Below are 24,064 nucleotides of genomic sequence, written 5' to 3' on the forward strand. Positions count from 1 at the left end.
CGACCGTAGCGCGCGGCGTGCCTCACCCGAGCGGGACCGGCGTCCCGTCGTCCCGCTGCCCCACGAGGCGACCGTCGGCGACGCTGACCCAGCTGACGTCGTCGACCGTGGTGCGCCAGACCTCGTGGCCGTCCGTCAGCCCGACGGCCGTGAGGGGGACCTCGTCCTGCGCGCCGAGCCCTTCCTGCACCACGACGACGCGCCCGTCGGTCGCGACGATGCTCATGTCCGTGCGTGCGGTGTGCTCCCAGAGCGCGCGGCCCGTGCGGCCGTCAACCGCGTGCAGCGTCGTGTCGTCGTCGACGAGGACCCGCCCGTCGACGACCATCACGCTCCACCCCGTCACCCCCTCGGCGGTCCACCGGGCCGTCCCGTCGCGGTCCCAGGCCCGCAGGTCCGTGCCGTCGGTGGTGAGGACGACGTCCCCCAGCGACCCGTCGTCGAGGTGGACGCCCAGCACGTCGCCCGGGAAGACGGTCATCCCGTCCGCGGTCCAGAGCTCGGTCTCCTGCACGCGGCGCTGACCGTCCGCCGGCTGGGCGGACAGGGCGAGGGCCACGACGTCCTCCTGGGCGCGGTCCATCACCCACCCGCTGACGGCCACCCCGTCGGCGGCGCGCAGCACGGAGCCGTCGACCGCGGCGAGCAGGGTCGCGCCCTGGCCGGCGTCCACCGCGACGAGGTCGGGCACCGTCTCGGTGAACACCTGGGTGCTGTAACCCGCCGGGCGGGCGCCCGTCGGCACGCGCGTGCGCCACAGGACGTCCCAGGTGGCGGGGTCGTGCGCCGTGACGACGACGGGCGACGCGTCACCACCCCCCTCCCGCTCGGCCAGCACGATCCGGTCACCGGCTTCGCCCAGCGTGCGGGAGAGGTTCGGCTCGAGGACGTGCTCGTGGACCACCCGCCCGTCGGCGAGCGCGACGACGAGCACGACCGCCGAGGTCTGCGGGACGTCCTCGTGCTGGTCGGCCCACCGTTCCCCGCCGTCGCCGACCAGGCAGGTCGCCGTGGTCTCGTCGCCCGGGGTGACGGTGCACTGCGGCGGGTAGGGGTTCCAGCCGTCGGCGGGCGGGTCGACCGTGCGCAGCGGGACCGACCAGACCACGTCACCGTCACGCACGCCGTCGAGCGTGATCGCGTCGTCGCCCGTGCGCCGCACGACCGACGGGAGGCCGTCCTGCTCGGGCCGGAGCACCTGGTACTCCCACCCGGGCAGCGGCTCGTCGAGCTCCCCGGCGACGACGCGCGGCGGGGAGCTCAGGTCCGTGACCACGGCGGGCAGGCCCGCGAGGTCGGCGATCCGGGCGCGCCCGCGCGCGTCGAGCACGAGCTGCGCCCCGACGAGCGCGAGCACCACGGCACCGGCCGCGGCGAGCACCCGCACCTGCACCCGGGTCAGCCGCCGGCTGCGTGCGACCGCCGCGTCTGCGGGCGGAAGACCGACGCCCTCCGGCCCGTCGACGTCCTCGAGCTCGACCTCGAGCCGCTGCTTCGCCCCCATCCCGTCGACGGTAGCCGGAGAGCGACGGCCAGGGGACGGGTTCACCGACCGGTCCCGCGGATGCCGCCCGGTGACGGGGCTACCGCACCGGTCGACCGTCGGCGCCGAAGGTCAGGACCGCCCCGTCGTCCGCGAACGCCAGGAGGCGCCCGCCGACCACGTCGACCCAGCCGACGCCCGCGAGGGTCGTGCGCCACGCCTCGTCACCGTCGGCGAGGTCGACCGCCACGAGCTCCGTCGCCGTCGCACCGTCGACCTGGCTGCTCACCCAGCCCGCCTGCTGCAGCACGACGCGGCGGCCGTCCGTCAGGGAGAGCAGCATGCCCTCGTCGACGGGGACCTCCCACAGCACGCGCCCCGAGTCCCCGTCGACGCACCGCAGCGTGGTGCCGACCATCACCACGACCCGCCCGTCCACGACCATGCCGCTCTCCCCGTCGACGCCGGGCGCCCGCCAGCGCGGGGTACCGTCCCGCTCCCACCCGTGCAGGTCCCCGTCCTGCGTGGTGAGCACGAGGCCGTCCGCGGAGCCGTCGTCGACGCTCGGCACCACGGCCTGACCGCCGACCACGACCTCGCCGTCCGGCGACCAGAGGGTCGTCCTCGCGCTGGCTCCGGTCCCCGTGCCGAGCACGAGCAGCTCGGCGTCGTCGGGGCGTCCCGGCGACGCGAGCACCCCGTCGAGGCGGGCACCGTCGGGACCGCGCAGGACCGTGCCGTCCGCGGTCGACAGGACCGTCACCTCGGCGGTGCCGCGCACCGCGACCACGTCCGGGGTGACCGCCAGCTCGGCCTGGCCGACGTACCCGTCGAGCACGTCGGGGACCGGCACCCGCGCGACCCACCGCTCGGCGCCCGTCGCGGCGTCGAAGGCCGTGACCACGTCGACCGGGTCGCCGTCGTCCCCGTCGGGGACCCGGGTGCCGCCGACGAGCACGCCGCCCGCACCCTGCAGCCGGGCCGGCGCCGGCAGGTCGAGGTCACGCTCGTACCGGGTCGCCCCGTCGACGACATCGACAGCCAGGAGGCGGGCCCAGGTCTGCGGAACGTCGGTCCCGTCGCCGTCCAGGGACACCGCACCGTCACCGATCAGGCACGTGACGATCGAGGCGTCGTCAGGTGTCGGCACGCACGACGGCTGGAACGGCACCCACCCGTCGGTGTCCTCCGCGGGTGGATCGCCCGCCGCCCACAGGACGACGGTCCACCCGGGCGAGCCGTCGGGGTCGTCGCCGTCGAGGCGCACGACGTCCTGCGACGCGCGGAGGACGACCCGCGGCCCGGTCCCGTCGTCCGCGACCAGCTCCTGCTCGACGACAGGCTCGCCGGCGTCGCGCAGGTCGTCCGGCGTGAGACGCGGCGGTGCGGCGAGGTCGTGGACCACACCCGGCAGGCCGGCGAGCGCCGCGAGGCGGGCACGCTCACCGGAGTCGACGACGAGCTGCGCGCCGACCAGCAGCAGCCCGACCACCGCGACGGCCCCCACACCCCCGAGCAGCCGGCGCCGGGAGGTCCACCGCCGCGCACGACCCGCCTGCGGAGCACCGTGCCCCGGCACCCCCCGCCCTCCCGGGGCGTCGTCGTCGGGCTCGTCGTCGAACGGGTCGTCGCCGCCCTCGTCGTCCGGGCCCTCGTCGAGCTCGACCTCGTGCCGCTGCTTCGCCCCCACCCCTCGACGCTAGCGTCCGGCGCGCGCGGCGTCCGGCCGTTCGTGGGCCAGCTGGGCGTACAGGTAGGCGTCGTGCCACACGGGGTCGCCGTGCGCGTCGTCGGTGAAGCTCGCCGCCTCGCGCTCGTGGCCCTCACGGCGCATGCCGACGCGCTCCAGCAGCCGCCACGACCGGTCGTTGCGCGGGTCGCAGCGGGCCGTCAGGCGGCGGGCACCGTCGCGCACCAGGGCGTCGAGCAGCGCGTCGAGGGCCTCCGTGGCGTACCCGCGGCCACCGTGCTCGGGGGCGAAGACGTACCCGACCGTCCACGTCCGCCACGCGTGCGGCTCGATCCGCGCGGCGTACAGGTGGCCCACCAGCGGCCCGTCGGGCAGTCGCACGGCCACGAACCGCGGGTCGGTCACCCGACGGGTGGCCTCCGCGTCGCAGTCGGCGCGCTGCAGGGGCCCGTAGGGCTCGAACCGCACGACGTCCGCCCGGCCGAGGTACCCGTGCAGGGCGGCCCCGTCGTCGGGCGAGAACGGGCCGAGCTCGAGCCGGGGCGTGGTCAGCTGCACGTTCCCGGACGCTACGCCGCGCCGGGTGGCTCCGCCCCCAGGATTCGAACCCGGACCTCGAGGCACCAAAGGCCTGTGTGCTGCCGTTACACCAGGGCGGACCGGCGCACCAGTCTGCCAGGACCGGCGCCCCGCACGGGCGTCGTGCCGCCGCGCAGCCCGGCGGCCGACGTCCCCCGCCGGCGGGGTCCCGCACGGCACAATGTCCGGATGTCCTCGGAGAGCAAGCGCGCGCCACGGTCGCGGATGACCGGCACCCAGCGGCGCGAGCAGCTGCTCGACGTGTCGCGGCGGCTGTTCGCCGAGAAGGGCTTCGACACCACGAGCGTCGAGGAGATCGCGTCCCGCGCCGGGGTGTCCAAGCCCGTGGTGTACGAGCACTTCGGCGGCAAGGAGGGCGTCTACGCGGTCGTCGTCGACCGGGAGATCCAGGCGCTGACCGGGGCCCTCACGGGGGCGCTCGAGGCGGGCGGCCACCCCAAGGTCATGGTCGAGCGGTCCGCTCTCGCGCTCCTGTCGTACATCGAGGCGTCCGAGGACGGGTTCCGCATCCTCGTGCGCGACTCCCCCGTGGCGCAGGCCACCGGCACGTTCTCCAGCCTGATCGGCGACGTCGCCACGCAGGTGGAGCACCTGCTGGGCAACCAGTTCAAGAAGCAGGGCCTCGACCCGCGGACCGCGCCGATCTACGCGCAGATGCTCGTGGGCATGGTCGCGCTGACCGGCCAGTGGTGGCTCGACGCGCGCAGCCCCAAGAAGCAGGAGGTCGCCGCGCACCTGGTGAACCTCGCGTGGAACGGCCTGTCCGCGATCGAGCGGCGCCCGTCGCTCGACCCCGACGGCGAGCGCCACGCGCGGCGGTCGAGCAGGTCTGTCGACGACGAGTAACCTCAGCCCATGGCGGAGACCGACGTGGGCCGCCCGCCCCGGGACGAGGTCGACCGCATCGTCGTCGCGTGGCAGCGGGAGCGGCCCGACCTGGACGTGCGACCCCTCACCGTGCTCTCGCGCGTGAGCCGGCTGGCCCGGCACCTGGACCTGGCCCGCCGCAGCGCGTTCGCCCGGCACGGGCTGGAGACGTGGGAGTTCGACGTGCTCTCGGCGCTGCGCCGCGCCGGTGCGCCGTACCGCCTGTCCCCCGGTGCGCTGCTCACGCAGACCCTCGTCACGTCGGGCACGATGACGAACCGGATCGACCGGCTCGTCGAGCACGGCCTCGTCGAGCGCCAGCCGTCCCCGGACGACCGTCGCGGCGTGCTGGTCCAGCTCACCGCGCTCGGCCTGACGCGGGTCGACCAGGCGTTCGCCGACCTGCTCGACGTCGAGCGCGCGCTGCTCGGCGACCTGACGCCGGAGGACCGCGAGCGCCTCGCGGACCTGCTCCGCGAGGTGCTCACCCCCTTCGACGACGCGCGCTGACCTCAGCCGGCCGTCTCGGCGGCCTCGAGCCAGGCGGCCTCGAGCTCGTCGCGCTCGGCGGCCAGGGCGCGCAGCTCGGCGTCGAGGGCCGTGACCGCGGCGTGGTCGGTGGCCTGCGCGGCCATCCGGTCGTGCAGGCCGGACTCGAGCGCGGCGATCTTCTCCAGGCGTCGCTCGATGCGGGTGACCTCCTTGCGGGCGGCGCGGACCTGCGCGGCGCTCGGCCCGTCCGCGGGCGGCGCGACGGGCGCTGGCGCTGCCGAGGCCCCGACCTGGGCCATCGCCGTGGGGGCCGTGGTCGCGCGCAGCGCCAGGTACTCCTCCACGCCGCCGGGCAGGTCGCGCAGGGCGCCGTCGCCGAGCAGGGCGACCTGCCGGTCGCAGACCCGCTCGAGCAGGTACCGGTCGTGGGAGACGACGACGAGCGTGCCGGGCCACCCGTCGAGGAGGTCCTCGACCGCGGCGAGGGTGTCGGTGTCGAGGTCGTTGGTCGGCTCGTCGAGGAGCAGCACGTTGGGCTCGCCGACGAGCAGGCGCAGGAGCTGCAGGCGGCGGCGCTCGCCGCCGGACAGGTCGCGCACCAGGGTGCGGGAGCGCTCGCGGGTGAACCCGAGGCGCTCGACGAGCTGGGCGGCGGTGAGCTCCTTGCCGCCGATGACGATGGTGCCGCGCTCGCGCTCGACGGCCGCGACGACGTGCAGGTCGGCGACCTCGTCGAGGTCCTCGACGTCCTGGCGCAGCTCGGCCACGCGCACGGTCTTGCCGCGGCGGACCCGGCCCGTGGTGGGGGTGGCGCGGCCGGTGAGCAGGCGCAGCAGCGTGGACTTGCCGGCGCCGTTGACGCCGACGAGCCCGTACCGGTCGCCGGGGCCCAGGCGCCACGTGACGTCCTGGAGGAGGCTGCGCCCGTCGGGCAGCGTGTACGTGACGTCCTCGAGGTCGAGCACGTCCTTGCCGAGCCGGGCCGTAGCGGTGCGCGCGAGCTCGAGGCTGTCGCGCGGCGGCGGCTCGTCGGCGATCAGCGCGGCGGCGGCGTCGAGCCGGAACCGGGGCTTGGACGTGCGGGCGGGCGCGCCGCGGCGCAGCCACGCGAGCTCCTTGCGCAGCAGGTTCTGCCGCTTGGCCTCGGTGGTCGCGGCGTGCTGGGCGCGCTCGGCGCGGGCCAGGACGTAGGCGGCGTACCCGCCCTCGTACTGGTCGACGACGCCGTCGTGGACCTCCCAGGTACGCGTGCAGACCGCGTCGAGGAACCAGCGGTCGTGGGTGACGACGACGAGCGCGCCCGACGAGCGCGCGTACCGCTCGACGAGGTACCCGGCGAGCCAGGCGACGCCCTCGACGTCGAGGTGGTTGGTGGGCTCGTCGAGCACGAGCACCTCGTCGTCGCGCACCAGCAGGGCCGCGAGCGCGACGCGGCGGCGCTGCCCGCCGGAGAGGGTCGAGACGTCGGCGTCGAGCTCGACGTCGGCGAGCAGGCCGGCGTGCACGGCGCGCACGCGGGCGTCCGACGCCCACTCGTGCGCGTCGGCGGAGCCGTGCACGGCGTCGAGGACGGTGCCGGTGCCGAGCTCGTCGCGCTGGTCGAGCAGGGCGACGCGGGTGCCGCCGGCGCGGGTCACGCGGCCCTCGTCGGGCGGCTGCACACCGGCCAGGACGCGCAGGAGGGTGGACTTGCCGGCGCCGTTGGGGCCGACGACGCCGATCCGCTGCCCGTCGTCGACGCCGAGGCTGACGTGGTCGAGGAGGGTGCGGGTGCCGAGCGTGAGGTGGACGCGGTCAGCGCCGAGGAGGTGGGCCATCGGCGGTCAGCCTGCCAGGTGCGGGGGCCGGACGCGAAGCGCGACCGCGCGGCGGCCGCCCGGCGCACGGCCGCCCGCGCGCCGGGAGGGCCGTGGACACATGGGACGAAAGGTGTGAGTTGCCTCAGGAAACCGTGATGGGATGCCTGACGCACCCGACGACGCCGCCAGGTGCTCCCACCCGATCGACCCCAGGGAGCCCCCCATGTCCCGTCCCCGTCCCCTCGTCCTCGTGCTCACCGCGGGCGTGCTCGCCCTGACGGGCTGCACGTCTGCCGACCCGGCGCAGCCCTCGGCCGAGGCCTCGACCGCAGCCGCCTCGGCCGGCGCCGCGGCCGGCGCCGCGGCCGGCACGGAGCACGTCGAGTTCACGTACGCCGGGGCCGAGGGCCCCGAGCACTGGGGTGAGCTGGCCGACGACTTCGCGACCTGCGCCGACGGCACCGCCCAGTCCCCCATCGACCTGACGGACGCCACTGCGATCCAGGTGCCCGACCTGGCGCTCGACTACGGCACCGCCGGGGTCGTGCTGACCGACAACGGGCACACCGTGCAGGCCGACGAGGAGCCCGGCGCGGCGGCGCTGACGGTCGACGGGCACGTGTACGAGCTCGCGCAGTTCCACCTGCACGAGCCCGCCGAGCACACGGTCGACGGCACCACCTACGACGCCGAGCTGCACCTCGTGCACAAGGACGCGGACGGCGCGATCGCCGTGGTCGGCGTGCTGCTCACCGTGGGCGCGGAGAACGAGGCGCTCGCCCCGTACTTCGACGCGCTGCCCACGCAGGTCGGGGAGACCGCCGAGGTGCCGGCGCTGGACCTCGCGGCCGTGCTGCCGACGGACCGCTCGTCCTACCGGTACAGCGGCTCGCTGACCACGCCGCCGTGCACGGAGGGCGTCAGCTGGTTCGTGCTGGCCACGCCCGTCGAGGTGTCCGCCGACCAGCTCGCGGCGTTCCGCTCGGTGATCGAGCCGAACAACCGGCCGGTGCAGGACGGCCACGGTCGCGACCTCGTGCTCGACGCGACCGACTGACGCTCCCCGCACGGCCCCGGACGCGACGACGGGCTGCCGCACCCCTCCGGTGCTGCAGCCCGTCGTGGTCTGCTCCCTGCCCGACCTGCGCCCTGCCCGACCTGCGAGGGGTCAGGCGTCGCCGCCGGCCGCGAGGGCCTCACGGAACCCGACGCGCCCGCCCATCCGCAGCACCGACCGCTCGTACATGCGGGCCGCCACGGCGATGACGCCGAACGTCGAGACCACCAGCACGGCGAGCGCCGCGATCGGCTCCCACCATGCCGCGTCGCCGAGGAACAGCCGCACCGGCATGCCCACCGGCGCGGTGAACGGCACGAACGACATGATCCGCAGCACCAGGTCGTTGTCGTTGAAGAAGACGACCAGGAAGTACGGCACCATCGTCAGCCAGATCGCCGGCTGCAGCACCGCCCCGGTGTCCTCGACCCGCGAGACCAGGGACGCGCTGGCCGCGAAGATCGCCGCCAGCAGCACGAACCCGACCGCGAAGAACAGCACGAACCAGGCCATCGGCGCCCCCACGAGGGTCAGCAGGTCGTCCTGGCCGGTGACCACGAGCCCGATGACGGACATCGCGACGATCGCCGCGGTCTGCGCCAGGGCGAGCGCGCTGTTGCCGAGGATCTTGCCCGCGAGCAGCGCCCGTGCCGGGACGGCGGACAGCAGGATCTCTACGATGCGGGTCTGCTTCTCGGTGACGGTGTTCTGCGCGATCGTCGAGCCGAACCCGATGGCCGACATCATGAACACCAGGCCGAACGCGAAGGTGATGAGGTAGCGCACGCCGCCCTCGGCCGCGGCCGGGTCGAGCAGCTCGACCTCCGGGGTCACCGTGAGGGCACCCATCACCGCGTCGGGCGCGGAGTCCAGGGCGAGCACCGCCACGCCCAGCGGCTCGGGGCCGGGCACGACCGCGGCGTCGACGTCGCCGGAGCGCACGGCCTCCTCGGCGGCCTGCCGGTCGGCGACCTCGGTGACGTCGAGCCCCTCGACGCCCGCCAGCGACGACGCGACCGACGCGACCACGGCGACCGGGGCGTCGTCGGTGTCCCGGCCCGAGAGGACCGCGGACACGACGATCGCGACGAGGATGCCGACCAGCAGCACCGCGGTCGAGATGAGGAACGACTTGCTGCGGACCTGCGAGGTGATCTCCCGCTCGGCGACCAGCAGCGCCGCGCGGGCGCTGGACGGCGGACGGGGGGCGGTGCGGGCCTGCGCGGCCGGCTCGGGCGTGCTCATCGGGCCACCTCCACGGGGGTGCCGGTCGCGGCGGCGACGTCGGCGGGGTCGGGTTCGTCGGCGATGACCTCGCGGAAGATCTCCGCGAGCGTCGGGCGGACCGGGGCGAAGGTGCGCACGGGGCCTGCGGCGAAGGCGGCGCGCAGCACCTCCTGCGCGGTCGCGGCGTCGGCCTCGAACGTCGCCGCGCCGCCGGCGAGCTCGTCGACCCGCACCCCGGGCCGGTCGCGCAGCCAGCCGAGGTCGCCGTCGACGACGAGCTCGTGCCGCTCGGTGCCGTGCGCGCGCCGCAGCTCCTCGCGCGGGCCCGCCGCGCGGACCTTCCCGCCGGCGATGATGACGAGGTCATCGCACAGCCGCTCGACGACGTCGAGCTGGTGCGAGGAGAACAGCACGGGCACGCCCTGCGCGGCCCGCTCCGACAGCACGCCCTGCACGACCTCGACGGCCATGGGGTCGAGCCCGGAGAACGGCTCGTCGAGCACCAGCACCTCGGGGTCGTGGACCAGCGCCGCGGCGACCTGCGCGCGCTGCTGGTTGCCCAGCGACAGGTTCTCCACCGGGTCGTCGGCGCGCTCGGCCAGGCCGAGGCGGTCGATCAGCGCGTGCGCCTTGCCCGACGCGACGTGCTTGTCGAACCCGTGCAGCCGCGCCAGGTACGTCAGGTGCTCGGCCAGCTTCATCTTCGGGTACAGGCCCCGCTCCTCGGGCATGTACCCGAACCGCGACGCGTCCACCGGCCGCCCGTCGAACGTCACGGTCCCCGAGTGCGCGGCCAGCACGCCCAGGATGATCCGCATCGTCGTCGTCTTGCCGGCGCCGTTGCCCCCGACGAACCCCGTCAGCCGCCCCCGGCCGACCGTGAAGCTCACGTCGTCGAGCACGCGCCGGTCGCCGAACGAGCGCCCGATCCCTCGCAGCTCGAGCATCGAGCCACCTCCTCCACCGCTGGTGCCGACCCCGTGCCGGCACACCACGACGCTAGGCGCCCGCCCCACCCGGGCACCTCGGGCCCGGGACGGAACCTCACCCTCCGCCCCGCGGCCGACCCGCCCCCGCCCTCATCCCCGCGACCGAGTCCACGGCCCCGGCAGCACCGGCCGGGTCGGTCGCGGCGTGCGTCCAGGTCAGCGGGCGTCGCGCTCGGCGAGGTACTCGTCGCACGGCACCCGGTTCTCCACCGGGCACATCACCAGGATCGTGCGGGTGCGCTCGCGGTAGACCCGCCCGCCGGCCTCGTACTCCACGGTGAACCCGTCGAGGAACCCGATCCCGGCCTCGACGCTCGGCACCTCGATCGGGACCATCACCTCGAGGGCGTCGCGACTCCCGGCCGGGAGCGTCGCCCCGGCGACCGGCTCGAGCCTCAGCCCGGGGAAGTCCCGGGGCGGCCACCCGGGCTCGACCACGATCATCCCGAACCCGAGCGCGTCGACCCGGTCGGGTCCCGCGATCATCGGCTCCCCCAGCGCCCTGACGGGCGGGTCGCCGACGTCGAGGGTCACCTCGCGCAGCACCAGGTCGTGGTCCGGGCGCGAGTGGACGAGGACCTGCAGCCCCCACGTGACCGTCGACCCGGCCGGGCGGCTGTCGATCACGACCCCCGTCTCCCCGCTCGCGTCGAGCGGCCCGTCGGTGCCGGGGACCACCGCTGGCCACAGGACGACGCCCACGAGCCCGACGGGCACGACGAGCAGAGCGGCCAGCGTGGCCAGCGCCGACCGGGATCGGCCATCACCCCGCTCGTCGGAGGTCGGCGGCTCCTGCCCGGTCCGGCCCTCGACGGTCTTCCCCCCGGTCATGGCGCCACCTCAGCGGTGACGACGTGCCCGGGTCAACGTCCCGACGGCGCGTCGCCTCGACGCGCCGTCAGCGGTCGACGAGCACGTCGTCGTCGAGTCCCGACGCCCACGCCGGACGAGCCGGACGGGTCGGACTCCCACGCGACCGTGAGCACCCGGTCAAGTCCTGCCCCGCTCCTGCCGAAGCCCGGAGGACGCCCCCACGACAGGCACGACCACCGGAGGTCACCCATGCGCACGAGTGCCCACGTCTGGGTCGAGGACCAGACGATCTGGCTGCACGGAGCACGCGACCTCACCGACCCGTCCGATGCCCAGCCCTTCCTCCTGGAGATGCTGGACGCGGACATGGTCGGCATCAGCACCGGCCTGAGCATGGGTCGACTCGTTGTCACGACCGAGCGGCGGGCCGGCCCTCCTCCTCGTCCCGAGGCCGGGTGGCAGATCGTCCTGGAGATCTCCGTCCTCGTGAGCGACGAGCGCCCCCTGCAGGTGGGCTCCTTCTTCGAGCTGCCGGACGGGCTGGACCTGCTCAGCGAGGACGAGCCCGAGTGGTGGAGGGTGCGGATCCACATGCGGGGGCGCCTGGAGAGGTGGGACCTGACCGGCACCAGCGACGGCGAGTCGTACCTCCTGGTCTCCTGGCGTCAGCCGCCCTCCCCCGGAGCGCTGCTCCGGATGGAGGAGCCGCCGTGGGTCCCCTGAGCGATGCCCGGATGCACAGGACGTCAGCCGACGGCGCCGTGCTCGTGGGCCCAGACGACGGCCTGGACGCGGTCGCGCAGGCCGAGCTTGGCCAGGACGGCGGAGACGTGGGTCTTGACGGTGGCGCGGCTGACGACGAGCTCGGCGGCGATCTCGTCGTTGCTCAGGCCCCGGGCCACCAGGCCGAGGACCTCCGCCTCGCGCTCGGTCAGCGGGGTGAGCGGTCCCGGGGACGCGGGACGGGCCGGCGGGGCGGACGCCGCAGGAGCGGTCGCGGCGCGCTCGGCGACGGCGCGCTCGATGACGGCGCGGGTGACCTCGGGGGCGAGCAGCGCGTCGCCCGCGGCGGCGCTGAGCACGGCCTCGGTGAGCTGCTCGGGGCGGGACGTCTTGAGCAGGTAGCCCACGGCACCGGCCTGGAGCGCCTCCAGGAGGTAGTCCTCGCGGTTGAAGGTCGTCAGGACGACGACGGCGGCGTCGACGGCCGGGTCGGCGACGATGCGGCGGGTGGCCTCCAGTCCGTCCATGTCGGGCATCTGCACGTCCATGCAGACCACGTCGGGGCGTGTGGTGCGCACGAGGTCGACGGCCTCGGCACCCGTGCCGGCCTCGCCGACCACCTCGATGCGCGGGTGCGCGGACAGGATCGTGCCGATCCCCGCGCGCAGCAGCGCCTGGTCGTCGGCCAGGACGACGCGGACCGTGCCCGCTGCCCCTCGGTCTGCGTCAGCCATCGTTCCCCTCGTCCGTCCGTCCCGCGCGCAGCGGCAGCCGCGCACGCACCACGAAGCCGCCGCGGCGCAGCGGCCCTGCCTCGAACGTGCCGCCGTCGGCGGCCACCCGCTCGCGCATGCCGACCAGGCCCATGCCGGTCGACGGCACGAGACCCTGACGGCGGCCGGACCCGCCGTCGTCCGACACCTCGAGCTCCACGGCGCCCGCGAGCCAGCGCACCCGCACGTCGACGCGCGCGCCGGTGCCCGCGTGCTTGCGGGCGTTGGTCAGCGCCTCCTGGGCGATCCGGTACAGGTTGAGCGACGCGAGCGGCGCCAGCCGGGCCGGCTCGCCGACGACCTCGTGGTGCACGTCCAGGCCGGCGTCCCGGGCCTTGCGCACCAGGTCGTCCAGCCGGTCCAGGCCCAGCGAACCCAGGGCCCGGGTCGCGTCGGCGTCCCCGTCCACGGTGGTGCCGTCGCCGCCGTCGCGGAGCATGCCGAGGATCCCGTGCAGCTCGTGCACGGCCTCGCGGGCGGCGTCCTCGACGTGCCCGAGGGCGTCCGCGGCGCGGTCCGCGTCGGACGTCAGCAGCATCCGCGCGGCCGCGGCCTGCACCCCCATGAGGGACACGTGGTGGGCCACCGCGTCGTGCAGCTCCCGGGCCAGGCGCAGCCGCTCCAGCGCGACCGCCTGCGCCTCGGCGCGCACCCGCTCGACCTGCAGCAGCCGCGTGCGCCACGCCGTGCGGGCGCGGTCGCGGGCCGCGACCCACGCGTGCTCGCCGAACCACCACGCGCCGCCGAAGTACAGCACGTTGGTCAGCAGCTGCAGCAGCATGTACGCGGCGAACGGCGAGAACGCGCCCGCCCGGCTCAAGGCCTCGTCCGGGTCGGGGTCCGTCGACGACCGGTAGATCGCGACGAGCAGCCACACGAACATGCCCAGCACGACGGCACCGCGCACCCACGCCGCGCGCGAGCGCGAGGTCTCCCACGCACCGACCGTGTAGAGGGCCATGAACAGGGCGATGTTCGAGACGAGGGACTCGGGCACCGACAGGCCCTGGCCGAAGCCGAACACCACGGCCACGACGAGCGCCACCGCCGACGGGTAGCGGCGACGCAGCGCCAGCGGCAGCGTCGTGGCCGCGAGCAGCAGCACCGACAGCCACCCCGCCGCCGGATCCTCGTAGAACCCCGACGTGCGCAGCAGCACCATCGACAGCACGGCACCCACGAACAGGCAGCCGGCACCGAGGGCGTCCCACCGCAGCCCGTCCGCGGTCGGCCCCGGCCGCTGCCAGCCCGCGACGTCCGGGTCCTCCGCGAGCACCTGCACGAGGTTGGTGCGCACCGGCCCGACCACGGACACGGACCCCTCAGTCACCGTGCTGGACCACCCGGGCACCGGCCACCGGCCCTGTGGCCGTCAGGACGCGGTCCGCGACGCCCGCGGCCGTGAACGCCGCCGCCAGCGCCGTCGCGTGCTGCCGGCTGCGGCCGAGGGCGGCCACCGTCGGCCCGGAGCCCGACACCACCACACCGAGCGCCCCCGCGTCCTGCGCCACCGCGAGCGGCTCCGCGAGGGCCGGGTCGAGCTCCAGGGCCGCGTGCTGCAGGTCGTTGTGCAGGGCCTTGCCGAGCGCGACCGCGTCGCCCGCGAGCAGCGCCTGCATCAGCGGGACGTCGTCGCGCTCCGTCGGGTGCGGCGCGGTGTCGCCGTGCAGGTCGTCGTACGCGGCGTAGACGGCCGCCGTCGACAGGCCACGGTCCTGGACGGCGAACGCCCAGTGGAACTCGCCGCGGGCGAGCGCCGGGGTCAGCAGGTGCCCGCGGCCCTGGCCGACGGCGGTGTGCCCGAGCAGCGCGAACGGCACGTCCGAGCCGAGCGCCGCCGCGAGCTCGTGCAGGTCGTCGCGCGACAGGCCGGTGCCCCACAGCGCGTCGCACGCCACGAGCGCGGCGGCCGCGTCGGCGGACCCGCCGGCCATGCCGCCGGCCACCGGCACACCCTTGACGAGCTCGAGGTGCACGCCGTCGTCGACGCCCGCGCGCTCGGCCACCAGACGCGCCGCGCGGACCGCGAGGTTCGAGGAGTCGGTCGGCACCAGCTCGGCCTGCGGGCCGCTCGCCGTCACGACGATCCCGTCGCCGGGCCGCGCGACGACCTCCTCGTGCACCGACACCGCCTGGAACACGGTGATCAGCGGGTGGTAGCCGTCGTCCTGCACCGGGCCGACCCGCAGCGAGAGGTTGACCTTGCCGGGCGCGCGCACGCGCACCAGCCGCTCGGGCACGTCGTCGACTCCGCTCCAGGTCACGGGGCCACTGTGCCAGGTCGGGCGGCCACGAGCCGCTCGGCGATGGCCGCGAAGCCGTCCACGTCGACCTGCTCGCCGCGGGCCTGCGGGTCGAGCCCGGCGGCCAGCACGGCCTCCTGCGCGGCCGTCGACGACCCCGCGAGCTGGGCCAGCGCGGACCGCAGCATCTTGCGCCGCTGCGAGAACGCCGCGTCGACCACGGCGAACACGTCCTCACGCGCCGCGGTGGTGCGCGGCGGCTCGCGGCGGTCCAGGCGCACGAGCGCGGAGTCGACGTTCGGCGCCGGCCAGAACACCGCGCGTCCCACCGTGGCGGTCCGCCGCGCGGCGGCGTACCAGGCGACCTTGGCCGACGGCACGCCGTACGTGCGGCTGCCCGGCGGGGCGGCGAGCCGGTCGGCGACCTCCGCCTGCACCATGACGAGCCCGCGCTCCAGGCTCGCGAACCGCTCGAGGAACGTCAGCAGCACCGGCACCGACACGTTGTACGGCAGGTTCGCCACCAGCGCGGTCGGCTGCGGGTCGGGCAGCGCCCGCACGTCGAGCGCGTCGGCGAGCACCACGGTCAGCCGCACGCGCCCGTCGCCGTCGCGCAGCACCATCCGCTCGCGGTCCGCGTCGTCCACGACGAGGCCCGGCACGTGCGCCGCGACCGTCCCGGGCAGCAGGCGCGCGAGCACGGGGTCGATCTCGACGGCCGTGACGTCGGCGTCGGCCTCCAGCAGCCCGAGCGTGAGCGACCCCAGGCCGGGACCGACCTCCACGACGGACTCCCCCGCCCGCACGTCGGCCTGGCGGACGATCTTGCGCACGGTGCCGGCGTCGAGCACGAAGTTCTGCCCGAGCGTCTTGGTGGGGCGCACGCCGGCCCGCTCGGCGAGCGCCCGGATCTCCGACGGGCCGAGCAGGGTGGTGGTCGCCATGACGCCGAGCCTAACGAGCAGCGGCCCGCCGGACCGACGAGGGTCCGACGGGCCGCGTCACGCGGGTGCGTGCGTCAGCTGAACAGCCGCGGGCCGCAGTGCGGCCACTGGCCGGCGCCGGAGCGGTTGTAGAGCATCTTCGCGCGGGCCGTCTGCTCGTCGGCGGACGCCGCCGAGGGCAGGCCGGCACCGCCGACGCTCTGCCACGTCGCGACCGAGAACTGGTACAGCCCGTGGTACTTGCCGGACGCCGAGACGGCGCCGACGCGGCCGCCGGACTCGCACTGGGCGAGCGCGGCCCAGTTGAGGGAGTCCGCGCTCCCGCCCGGGGCGACCGGCGTGGAGGTGGCGGCACCGGAGGACGAGGACGCGGCGGGTGCCGGCGCGGGCGCGACGGGGCGCGCCTTCGTGCCGACGGCGACGACCTCCTCGACGGGCTCGCGCGTGACGTCGTCGGAGACCTTCTCGCGTGCCGTCTCCTTGCCGTCGACCGTCGTGACCCGCTCGACGACCGTGCGCACACCCGGCTGACCCTCCTGGGCCACGGCGCGGGTGCCGACGTAGCGGCCGGCGTCCTCCTGCTCGCGGGACGTGAAGGCCACCTCGTGCTCGGTGGTGACGTTCTCCACGGCGACGCGGCTGACCACGACCTGCACGGTGCCGTCGTCCGCGTGCCGCACGGCGACGCGGTCGAGGGGACCGAGCTCGATGCCGAGCTCGCCCAGCACGCTCGCGACCGTGGCGTCGGCCTCCGGGACCGCGTGGGTCTCGCCGTCGACGAGCACCTCGGCGGCCCCGGTCAGCGCCAGGTCGAGGGGCAGCTCGGCCCGGCCACCGGCGGCGGAGCGGGACGCGACGAGCGCGACGCGGTCCGATCGGGTGGCGAGGGTCTCGAGCGCCTCGTCGGCGGTGAGCGCGGTGGTCCAGACGACCTGCTCCTCGCCGTCGAGCTGCACGGTGACCGCCTGCGCGTGGCGCACGACGAGCGCGCTGCCGTCCTGCAGCGACCCCGACGCCGAGACGGTGTCGCGGGCGCCGACGACGACGCCCTCGGCCTCGAGGAGGCCCTCGACCGACCCGGCGAAGGTCTGCACGGTGCGCAGCTCGCCGTCGACGTCGAGCTCGACCGTCTTGTGCGCGTGGGCGTAGGCGGCGGTGCCGCCCGCCAGCACGGGCACGAGCGCGGCGGCGGTGATCCACGGCCAGCGGCGCCGCCGGCGGGCGGGCGCGCCGGACGGTGCGCCGTCGGCGACGTGCTCGACGGCGGGACCCGGCTCCGGTCCGGACGAGGGGTCGGTGCGGTGCGGCTGCTCGCCTGCTCCGCCGTGCTGCGGACCGAGGGGACGGGTCGTGAAGGTCACGGTGCTCCTGGCGTCGTGCAACCCGGGCACGGGGAGCGGTGCGCCGGTGCGGCGCCCGGTGCGGCGCTGACGCGCTCGACGGGGTCGGACGACCCCCCACCGGTCCCGGATCCCCGATCCGGCCGTCGTGGTGACGCCCGCGAGCGCCTCCGTCGTCGAGATCGACCACGCGGCTCGCGGGTCAATAGCGACACGCGACCGTAACGGAATCGTGACCCTGGTGCCAACCCCCGCGGAACGAGAGACACGTCACGCAGGCGCGACAGGAAGCCCGTGCTGTCGTGCGGTGCGGCTCAGTACCAGCCCACGTCCTGGGAGTGCGCCCACGCGCCGCAGGGCGTGCCGTAGCGGGCGGCGATGTAGCCCAGGCCCCACTCGATCTGCGTCGCGGGGTTGGTGCGCCAGTCGGCGCCGGCCGTGGCCATCTTCGAGCCCGGCAGCGACTGCGGGATGCCGTACGCGCCCGAGGACGCGTTCTCGGCGTTCCACCGCCAGCCCGACTCCTTGTTCCACAGCGCCAGCAGGCAGGCGAACTGGTCGTCGCCCCAGCCGCGCTGCGCGGCCATCGAGCGGCCCAGCGCCTGCGCGCTGCCCGGGTCCACCGCACCCACGGGCGGCAGGTCCGCGGTGCCCACGCGCACGACCTGCTTCACCGGCGGGGTCGTGACGACGGACGCCACGACCGTGCGGCCCACGACGACGCCGCCGACCACGTCGAGCCGGTACGTCGTGGTGCGGACCCCGGCGCGACCCGCCTGGCTGACGAGCTCGGTGCCCTTGGTGAGCGTGTCGTCCTCGACGCGCTCCTCCTCGAACGGCATGGCCTCGGTGACCGTCTCGCCGCCGGACGCCGCGCGCGTGACCAGCACGACGAGCCCGTCGACCGCGGCCGCGTCGAGCGGCACGGAGACCTGGTCGCCCTCCTGGAGCACCAGGCCGATGTCCTTGAGCGCCTCGCGGACGGTGGCGCCGCTGCTCACGCCGTCGATGACCTGGCCGTCGACGACCAGGTGGATCGACTTCTGCGTCGAGACCCGCAGCACGTCGCGGCCGACCTCCGCCGACCGGGACGCGGACAGCCGCACGCCCTCGCGCAGCCCGAGGGCGTCCACCGCCTCGCCGACCGTCAGCGCAGTCGTCCAGACCGTCTGCTCCTCGCCGTCGAGCTCGAGCTCCAGCTCGCGCCCGTGGCGCACCACGACCAGCCCGGAGCGCGAGACCGGGGCGTCCAGCGACGGGGCCACGAGGTCCCCCTCGCCGACCTGGACGTCCGCGGCGGAGAGCACGTCAGCGACCGTCCGGCCGAACGCCTGGACCTGCACCTCCTGGCCGTCGACGTCGACCGTGACGTCCTTGTGCATGGCGGTGAAGGCGGAGGTCCCGCCCACGACGACGGCGAGCACGGCAGCCTGCGCAACGGCTCGGGGAAGTCGGCCACGGCGCGGCTGGCCACGGCCCGGGTCGTCGTCGTGACGGCTCACGGTGTCCTTCGGGTCGGCGGGAGGGACGCTGTTCCCGGCCCGACCGTAACCGATCCGTGACCGTCAGGGGAACCCGACGGCGGCAGCGTCACCCTCACCAGGTGCCGTAGACGGCCTCGGCGGTGGCGGACAGGTCGGCGCAGACGCGCTCCAGCGGGCGGGCGGTCACCTCGGCGACCGTGCGCACCGTGCCGGGCAGCAGGTACGGCGCGTTGGGGCGTCCCCGGTACGGGTGCACGGTGAGGTACGGGGCGTCGGTCTCGACGAGCACCAGCTCGGGCGGCAGCACGCGCAGGGCCGCGCGCAGCTCCTCGTTCGCGGGGAACGACACCGGGCCGGCGAAGGAGCAGAACCACCCGTGCTCGGCCGCGGTGCGCGCCAGGTCCACGCCGCCGGAGAAGCAGTGGAACACCGTGCGCTCGGGCGCACCGTCGGCCAGCAGGACCTCGACGACCTCGGCGTGGGCGTCCCGGTCGTGGATCTGCAGGGCCAGCCCCAGCTCCTTGGCCAGCGCGACGTGCGCCCGGAACGCCTCCCGCTGCACCGCCCGCCCCCGTTCGCCGGCGCGGAAGAAGTCCAGGCCCGTCTCCCCGACGGCCCGCACGCGCGGGTTGGCGCGCGCGACCTCCGCCACGCGGCCGATCGCGTCGTCCAGGCCCACCTCGTGCCGCGGCTGCGGGTCGGGGTCCAGCCCGTCGGGGGCGACCTCGTGGACACCCGCGTGCAGGACGGCCTCGTTGGGGTGGATCGCGACGGCCCCCAGCAGCTGCGGGTGCAGGCGCACCGCCACGTCGGTCCACGCCACGGCCTCCAGGTCGCACCCGACCTGCACCATGCGCGGCACCCCGACCGCCGCCGCGCGCTCCAGGTGCGCGACCAGGTCGGGGGACGCCTCCGGCGCGCCCGCCCCGTCCCAGCCGTCGGCCGCCACGTCGACGACCGCGTCCAGGTGGGTGTGGTCGTCGACGACGGGCAGCGGCAGCGGCTCGGGCGGGGCCGGCCAGCCGCGCTCGCGCTGCTTGCGTCCCATCAGCCCTGCCGCAGCCGCTCGAGCTCCTCCTCGACGATCGCGTCGTCGAGCTTGGTGAACACCGGCGTCGGCTTCCCGACGGGCGTGCCCGGCACGACCTCGCGCGGCTGCCACGCCGCGACGGTCTCGCCGAGGCGGTAGTCGCCCGTGATCACCGGGTAGTGCCGCGAGGCGTCGTCGAGGTCGTCGACCTCGTCGATGCGCGGCGCGGGCGAGAACGTGCCGGTGCCGCCGAGGGTCTCGTGCACCTTCTGCGCGGCGAACGGCAGGAACGGCGCGAGCATCGTGTTGAGGTCGCTGACCGCCTGCGTCGTGGTGTGCAGCACGGTCGCGAGCCGGTCGGGGTCGGACTTGAGCTTCCACGGCTCGGTCTCCGAGACGTACCGGTTGGCCTCCTGCACCGCGCGCATCGCCTCGCCCAGAGCGGCCCGCTGCCGGTGCGTGCCGACGAGCTCGCCGACGGTGCCGAACGCGCCGCGCACGTGCGCGAGCAGCGCGTCGTCCACGGGCTGGCGCTCGCCCGGCGTCGGGATCTGCCCGAAGCTCTTGTGCACCATGCTCGCGGTCCGGTTGACGAGGTTGCCCCACCCGGCGACGAGCTCGTCGTTGGTGCGACGCTTGAACTCCGCCCACGTGAAGTCGACGTCCTGCGTCTCCGGCCCGGCCGCGGAGATGTAGTACCGCAGCGCGTCCGGCTGGTAGCGCGCCAGCATGTCGCGCACGTAGATGACCACCCCGCGCGACGACGAGAACTGCCGTCCCTCGACGTTGAGGAACTCGCTGGAGACGACCTCGGTCGGCAGGTTCAGCGAGCCGAAGACGCCCGGCTCGCCCCCGCGCGCGCCCTTGCCGTCGTAGCCCAGCAGCTCGGCGGGCCAGATCTGGGAGTGGAACGTGATGTTGTCCTTGCCCATGAAGTAGTACGACAGGGCCTGCGGGTCGTTCCACCACTGCCGCCACGCGTCCGGGTCGCCCGTGCGCCGCGCCCACTCCACCGACGCCGACAGGTACCCGATCACCGCGTCGAACCACACGTACAGCCGCTTGGAGGAGTTCTCCTCCCAGCCGGGCAGCGGCACCGGGATGCCCCAGTCGATGTCCCGGGTCATCGCGCGCGGGCGCACGTCCTCGAGCAGGTTCTGCGAGAACTTCAGCACGTTGGGGCGCCACGCGCTGCGCGTGCCGAGCCACTGCGACAACGCGTCCACGAACGCCGGCAGGTCGAGGAAGAAGTGCTCGGACTCGACGAACCGCGGCGTCTCGCCGTTGATCTTGCTGCGGGGGTTCTTCAGCTCGATCGCGTCGAGCTGGTTGCCGCAGTTGTCGCACTGGTCGCCGCGGGCGCCGTCGTACCCGCAGATCGGGCAGGTGCCCTCGATGTAGCGGTCCGGCAGCGTGCGCCCCGTCGACGGGCTGACCGCACCCATCGTCGTGCGCTCGACCATGTACCCGTTCTTGTGGACCGTGCGGAACATCTCCTGCACGACCGCGTAGTGGTTGCGCGTCGTGGTCCGCGTGAACAGGTCGTACGACAGCCCCAGCGCCGTGAGGTCCTCGACGATGACCCGGTTGTAGCGGTCGGCGAGCTCCTGGGCGCTGACACCCTCCTTGTCGGCCTGCACGAGGATGGGCGTCCCGTGCTCGTCGGTGCCCGAGACCATCAGCACGTCGTGGCCCGCCATGCGCATGTACCGGCTGAACACGTCCGAGGGGACGCCGAAGCCGGCGACGTGACCGATGTGACGGGGGCCGTTGGCGTAGGGCCACGCGACGGCGGACAGGATGCGGGACATGGGCCCGATCCTAGGTGCGCGGGCCGCCGGACCCGTCGTCGTCCCGCCGCTCGTGCCGACCCGCCTCGCGCGCGCCCAGCCGGACGAAGGTCGACGGCTCGGACGAGTCCCACACCGGGCCCGAGTCGTCGTCGGGCACGATCAGGGCCCGCGCCGGTGCCGCCGGACGGGCAGGGGCGTCGCGCTCGACGGCCGACGGCCGCAGCGGCTGCGTCGGCGCGGCCGGGCGCGGCGCGGCAGCACGCGGCGACGGGCCGGGCCCCGCGAGGGGCGCGGCGTCCGAGGGCGGCGCAGGCGAGGGCCCCGCCGGGGGCAGGCTCGGCGGTGCGTGCACCGCGGGCGGCTCCGTCCCCGCGTCGGGGTCGCCGTCCTCGGGGTCGGCCGCGCGCGGGGCCGTCGGCGTGAAGATGGTCGCGCACAGGTCCCGGTAGGTCTCGTCGGGGTGGTCGACCCACGCGATCCGTCGCAGCGCCTGGTCCTGCCCCGCGGTCTCGAGGAGGAACTCCCCGTAGCCGAGCACCTGCCCGAGGATCGACCGCGAGTACCGCATGTCGGTGACCTTGATCATCGGCATCATCGCGACCTGGTGGGTGATCAGCCCGGTGAGCAGCAGCATGCGCTTGTCGGTCGCGACGAACCACTCCACGCGCCACAGCAGCACGTACCAGCCCAGCCGGGCCAGCGCGACGATCGCCACCCACCACAGCACGCCGACGCCGTCACCGAGGCGCGGCGACAGGACGAGGACGACCCAGCCGACGACGACCACGACGAGCGCGGTGCTGACGATCGGCTCGAAGAGCTTGGCCCAGTGCCGGCGCGTGGCCAGCACGACGCGCTCGTCGGCCAGGACGTAGCGCCGCAGCTGGCGGTGGCCGGCGACGATCCGCTCGGCGCGGTCCTGCGTCATCGACATCGTCTCACCTGCTCCCCTGCTGGCTCCCGTGGCCCGCGCGCCGTCCGCCGTCCGGCCGTCACCGGCCGGGCGGCCTCAGGAAGCGAGGTAGCTGAAGAACTGCGCGAACCCGCTCAGCGCGCCGAACACCAGGTCCCACAGCGAGCGGACGACCTCGGCGGCGCGGTCGGGGTTCGTCGCGACGGCGTAGACGAGGAAGATGACGACGAGCCACATCAGGACGCTCTTGGCCTTGGCGGGCATGGCGGCTCCTCGTGGTCGCGCGAGGGCGCGACGGACGGCGTCGGACCGGGCGGGCCGGCCCGTGCGACGGTCGGACGTGCGGTCGGGGGTGAACAGTACCTATCCGGACGATCCGGTCGCGCAGGCACGCCGCTGCGCCCCGGCTCCGCGGCGTGGCGTCCGGCGTGTCCGCGCCACGCGTCCCACTCTCCGGGCGCCCGGCCCCGCACCGACCTGGGCGACCGACCAGGTCAGCCGACCTCGACGCGCAGCACCCGGTCGTCGCCCGGCGCGGGGTCGCCCCGGCCGTCGGTGTTGCCCGTGAGGACCCACAGGGACCCGTCGGGCGCGACCTCCACCGCCCGCAGCCGCCCGTGCTCGCCCGCCAGCAGCGGCTGCGGCTCGCCGAACCCCGCGGCGTCCGCCGCCGGGTCGTCGAGCGTGCCCGCCGGCACGGGTCGCAGGGGCACCCGCCACAGGGTGCGCCCGCGCAGCCCCGCGAGGTACACACCCTCGTCCGTCACCGCGAGCCCGCTCGGCGACGCCTCGTCGGTGGACCACACCGCGACGGGGTCGACGAACCCGGACGCCGCGCCGCCGGTGCCCTCGACGGCCGGCCACCCGTAGTCGGCGCCCGCGTGCAGCACGTTGAGCTCGTCCCACGTGTCCTGGCCGAACTCCGAGGCGACCACGCGCCCGTCGGGGGCCCAGCCGATGCCCTGCACGTTGCGGTGCCCGCGGGTCCACACGGGCGAGGACGGGTCGGGGTTCCCCGGCGCGGGCGCGCCGTCGGCGGTCACCCGCAGGACCTTCCCGCCCAGGCTCGCCGGGTCGGGGGCCAGCCCGGTCGCGTACGTGTCGCCCGTCGTGACGTAGAGGTGACCGTCAGGGCCGAACGCGAGCCGCCCGCCGTTGTGGTTCGCCCCCTTCGGGATGCCCTCGACCAGCACCCGGGTGGGCCCGAGCACCGCACCGTCGAGCGTGGCGCGCAGCACCCGGTTGTCCTGCGCGGCCGTCAGGTGGAGCACCACGTCGACCGGCCCGCCCGGCTCGGCGCCGGGCACCACGGCCACGCCCAGCAGCCCGCCCTCGGAGCGCGGCACCGTGGCCGCCGCGACCTCGTCGGCCCCGGGGCCGGTGACGTCCGTGACGGTGCCGTCGGCCGCGACGAGCACCAGGCGGGCGGCGTCCCGCAGGGTCACGACCGCGCGGCCGTCCGGCAGGAACGCCAGCCCCCAGGGCACGGCCAGCCCCGAGGCGACCTCCTCGACGGACCGGACCTGGACGGTCGGCACGTCCCGGACCGTGGGGGCCGGGCTCGGCGTGGGGTCCGGCGTCCGGGTCGCCGGGGACGTCGGCGTCCCGGTGGACGGGGTCGCGGACCCGGACGCCACGGCCGTCGGCCCGGGCGCCGGTGCGGCGCACCCGGCCGCGAGCGCCAGGACCAGGAGCACCGGGACGAGGGCCGCACGGCCCCCGGGTGCTGCCCGGCGCGGTCCTCCACGTGCGCGCATCACGCCTCCTCGTCGCCGTCGCCGGTCCGGCGCGGACCCGACCGGCG

The 24,064-nt window shown here is 75.5% G+C and carries 22 protein-coding genes and 1 tRNA gene; 4 read left to right on the forward strand and 19 right to left on the reverse strand.

The window, feature by feature from the left end; translation table 11 throughout:
- Positions 1–22 precede the first annotated feature (22 nt).
- The 4 genes from FBY24_RS02505 to FBY24_RS02520 all read right to left on the reverse strand — a co-directional run bounded on the left by FBY24_RS02505 (position 23) and on the right by FBY24_RS02520 (position 3,832).
- A complete protein-coding gene (locus FBY24_RS02505) occupies positions 23–1,504 on the reverse strand; it encodes a hypothetical protein (RefSeq protein WP_142157772.1) in 1,482 nt (493 codons plus the stop codon).
- A gap of 79 nt (positions 1,505–1,583) precedes the next feature.
- Positions 1,584–3,173 (reverse strand): PQQ-binding-like beta-propeller repeat protein, encoded by a 1,590-nt coding sequence (locus FBY24_RS02510; RefSeq protein ID WP_142157774.1) that lies wholly within the window; start codon positions 3,171–3,173, stop codon positions 1,584–1,586.
- Positions 3,174–3,182: 9 nt separating this feature from the next.
- Positions 3,183–3,731, reverse strand: coding sequence for a GNAT family N-acetyltransferase (locus tag FBY24_RS02515; protein ID WP_142157776.1), 549 nt, complete (start codon positions 3,729–3,731; stop codon positions 3,183–3,185).
- A 26-nt stretch (positions 3,732–3,757) separates the two neighbouring features.
- Positions 3,758–3,832, reverse strand: a tRNA-Gln gene (locus tag FBY24_RS02520).
- A 145-nt stretch (positions 3,833–3,977) separates the two neighbouring features.
- Between FBY24_RS02520 and FBY24_RS02525 the strand changes: the two genes are divergently transcribed.
- The gene (locus tag FBY24_RS02525; protein WP_140459955.1) at positions 3,978–4,619 is read left to right on the forward strand and encodes a TetR/AcrR family transcriptional regulator; all 642 of its coding nucleotides are present in this window, start codon (positions 3,978–3,980) and stop codon (positions 4,617–4,619) included.
- A 9-nt stretch (positions 4,620–4,628) separates the two neighbouring features.
- Positions 4,629–5,150: a MarR family winged helix-turn-helix transcriptional regulator gene (locus FBY24_RS02530; protein WP_140459776.1), complete on the forward strand. Its 522-nt coding sequence runs from the start codon at positions 4,629–4,631 to the stop codon at positions 5,148–5,150.
- A 2-nt stretch (positions 5,151–5,152) separates the two neighbouring features.
- Here the strand turns inward: FBY24_RS02530 and FBY24_RS02535 are convergent, their stop codons facing one another.
- A complete protein-coding gene (locus FBY24_RS02535) occupies positions 5,153–6,949 on the reverse strand; it encodes an ABC-F family ATP-binding cassette domain-containing protein (protein WP_142157780.1) in 1,797 nt (598 codons plus the stop codon).
- 205 nt (positions 6,950–7,154) lie between these two features.
- Between FBY24_RS02535 and FBY24_RS02540 the strand changes: the two genes are divergently transcribed.
- Positions 7,155–7,988: a carbonic anhydrase gene (locus FBY24_RS02540; RefSeq protein ID WP_160158406.1), complete on the forward strand. Its 834-nt coding sequence runs from the start codon at positions 7,155–7,157 to the stop codon at positions 7,986–7,988.
- A gap of 111 nt (positions 7,989–8,099) precedes the next feature.
- Here the strand turns inward: FBY24_RS02540 and FBY24_RS02545 are convergent, their stop codons facing one another.
- From FBY24_RS02545 to FBY24_RS02555, 3 genes are all read right to left on the reverse strand, one after another.
- The gene (locus FBY24_RS02545) at positions 8,100–9,233 is read right to left on the reverse strand and encodes an ABC transporter permease (protein WP_142157784.1); all 1,134 of its coding nucleotides are present in this window, start codon (positions 9,231–9,233) and stop codon (positions 8,100–8,102) included.
- Positions 9,230–10,162 (reverse strand): ABC transporter ATP-binding protein, encoded by a 933-nt coding sequence (locus FBY24_RS02550; RefSeq protein WP_142157786.1) that lies wholly within the window; start codon positions 10,160–10,162, stop codon positions 9,230–9,232. Before FBY24_RS02550 ends, FBY24_RS02545 begins: the two co-directional genes overlap by 4 nt.
- A gap of 198 nt (positions 10,163–10,360) precedes the next feature.
- Positions 10,361–11,035, reverse strand: a complete 675-nt coding sequence (locus FBY24_RS02555; RefSeq protein WP_142157788.1) for a hypothetical protein — start codon at positions 11,033–11,035, stop codon at positions 10,361–10,363.
- A gap of 231 nt (positions 11,036–11,266) precedes the next feature.
- On the opposite strand from FBY24_RS02555, the gene FBY24_RS02560 reads away from it, so the two are divergent.
- Positions 11,267–11,740 (forward strand): hypothetical protein, encoded by a 474-nt coding sequence (locus tag FBY24_RS02560; protein ID WP_142157790.1) that lies wholly within the window; start codon positions 11,267–11,269, stop codon positions 11,738–11,740.
- A 23-nt stretch (positions 11,741–11,763) separates the two neighbouring features.
- Here FBY24_RS02560 and FBY24_RS02565 read toward each other — a convergent pair whose 3' ends face one another.
- The 11 genes from FBY24_RS02565 to FBY24_RS02610 form a co-directional block, all read right to left on the reverse strand.
- Positions 11,764–12,474: a response regulator transcription factor gene (locus FBY24_RS02565; protein ID WP_142157792.1), complete on the reverse strand. Its 711-nt coding sequence runs from the start codon at positions 12,472–12,474 to the stop codon at positions 11,764–11,766.
- The gene (locus tag FBY24_RS02570) at positions 12,467–13,843 is read right to left on the reverse strand and encodes a sensor histidine kinase (RefSeq protein ID WP_142157793.1); all 1,377 of its coding nucleotides are present in this window, start codon (positions 13,841–13,843) and stop codon (positions 12,467–12,469) included. The genes FBY24_RS02565 and FBY24_RS02570 overlap by 8 nt, the downstream gene beginning before the upstream one ends.
- On the reverse strand, positions 13,836–14,777 hold the full coding sequence (locus FBY24_RS02575; protein ID WP_142157795.1) for a 4-(cytidine 5'-diphospho)-2-C-methyl-D-erythritol kinase: 942 nt from the start codon (positions 14,775–14,777) through the stop codon (positions 13,836–13,838). Before FBY24_RS02575 ends, FBY24_RS02570 begins: the two co-directional genes overlap by 8 nt.
- Positions 14,774–15,700 (reverse strand): 16S rRNA (adenine(1518)-N(6)/adenine(1519)-N(6))-dimethyltransferase RsmA, encoded by a 927-nt coding sequence (gene rsmA / locus FBY24_RS02580; protein ID WP_142157797.1) that lies wholly within the window; start codon positions 15,698–15,700, stop codon positions 14,774–14,776. Before rsmA ends, FBY24_RS02575 begins: the two co-directional genes overlap by 4 nt.
- 74 nt (positions 15,701–15,774) lie before the next feature.
- Positions 15,775–17,061 (reverse strand): resuscitation-promoting factor, encoded by a 1,287-nt coding sequence (locus FBY24_RS02585; protein WP_255432178.1) that lies wholly within the window; start codon positions 17,059–17,061, stop codon positions 15,775–15,777.
- A gap of 293 nt (positions 17,062–17,354) precedes the next feature.
- Positions 17,355–18,464 (reverse strand): ubiquitin-like domain-containing protein, encoded by a 1,110-nt coding sequence (locus FBY24_RS02590; RefSeq protein ID WP_255432179.1) that lies wholly within the window; start codon positions 18,462–18,464, stop codon positions 17,355–17,357.
- 172 nt (positions 18,465–18,636) lie between these two features.
- Positions 18,637–19,572 carry a TatD family hydrolase gene (locus tag FBY24_RS02595; protein WP_142157801.1) on the reverse strand — a complete coding sequence of 312 codons (936 nt, stop codon included), beginning with the start codon at positions 19,570–19,572 and terminating at the stop codon, positions 18,637–18,639.
- Complete coding sequence (gene metG / locus FBY24_RS02600; protein ID WP_142157803.1) at positions 19,572–21,365, reverse strand: methionine--tRNA ligase; 1,794 nt, start codon at positions 21,363–21,365, stop codon at positions 19,572–19,574. Before metG ends, FBY24_RS02595 begins: the two co-directional genes overlap by 1 nt.
- 10 nt (positions 21,366–21,375) lie before the next feature.
- Entirely contained in the window at positions 21,376–22,281 is a 906-nt protein-coding gene (locus tag FBY24_RS02605) for a PH domain-containing protein (protein ID WP_142157805.1), read from the reverse strand.
- 75 nt (positions 22,282–22,356) lie between these two features.
- Positions 22,357–22,524 (reverse strand): hypothetical protein, encoded by a 168-nt coding sequence (locus FBY24_RS19085; RefSeq protein ID WP_170209062.1) that lies wholly within the window; start codon positions 22,522–22,524, stop codon positions 22,357–22,359.
- 230 nt (positions 22,525–22,754) lie between these two features.
- Positions 22,755–24,017 carry a sorbosone dehydrogenase family protein gene (locus FBY24_RS02610; RefSeq protein WP_142157808.1) on the reverse strand — a complete coding sequence of 421 codons (1,263 nt, stop codon included), beginning with the start codon at positions 24,015–24,017 and terminating at the stop codon, positions 22,755–22,757.
- Between the last annotated feature and the right edge of the window lie 47 nt (positions 24,018–24,064).

Source organism: Cellulomonas sp. SLBN-39, assembly GCF_006715865.1.
Taxonomy (GTDB): Bacteria; Actinomycetota; Actinomycetes; order Actinomycetales; family Cellulomonadaceae; genus Cellulomonas.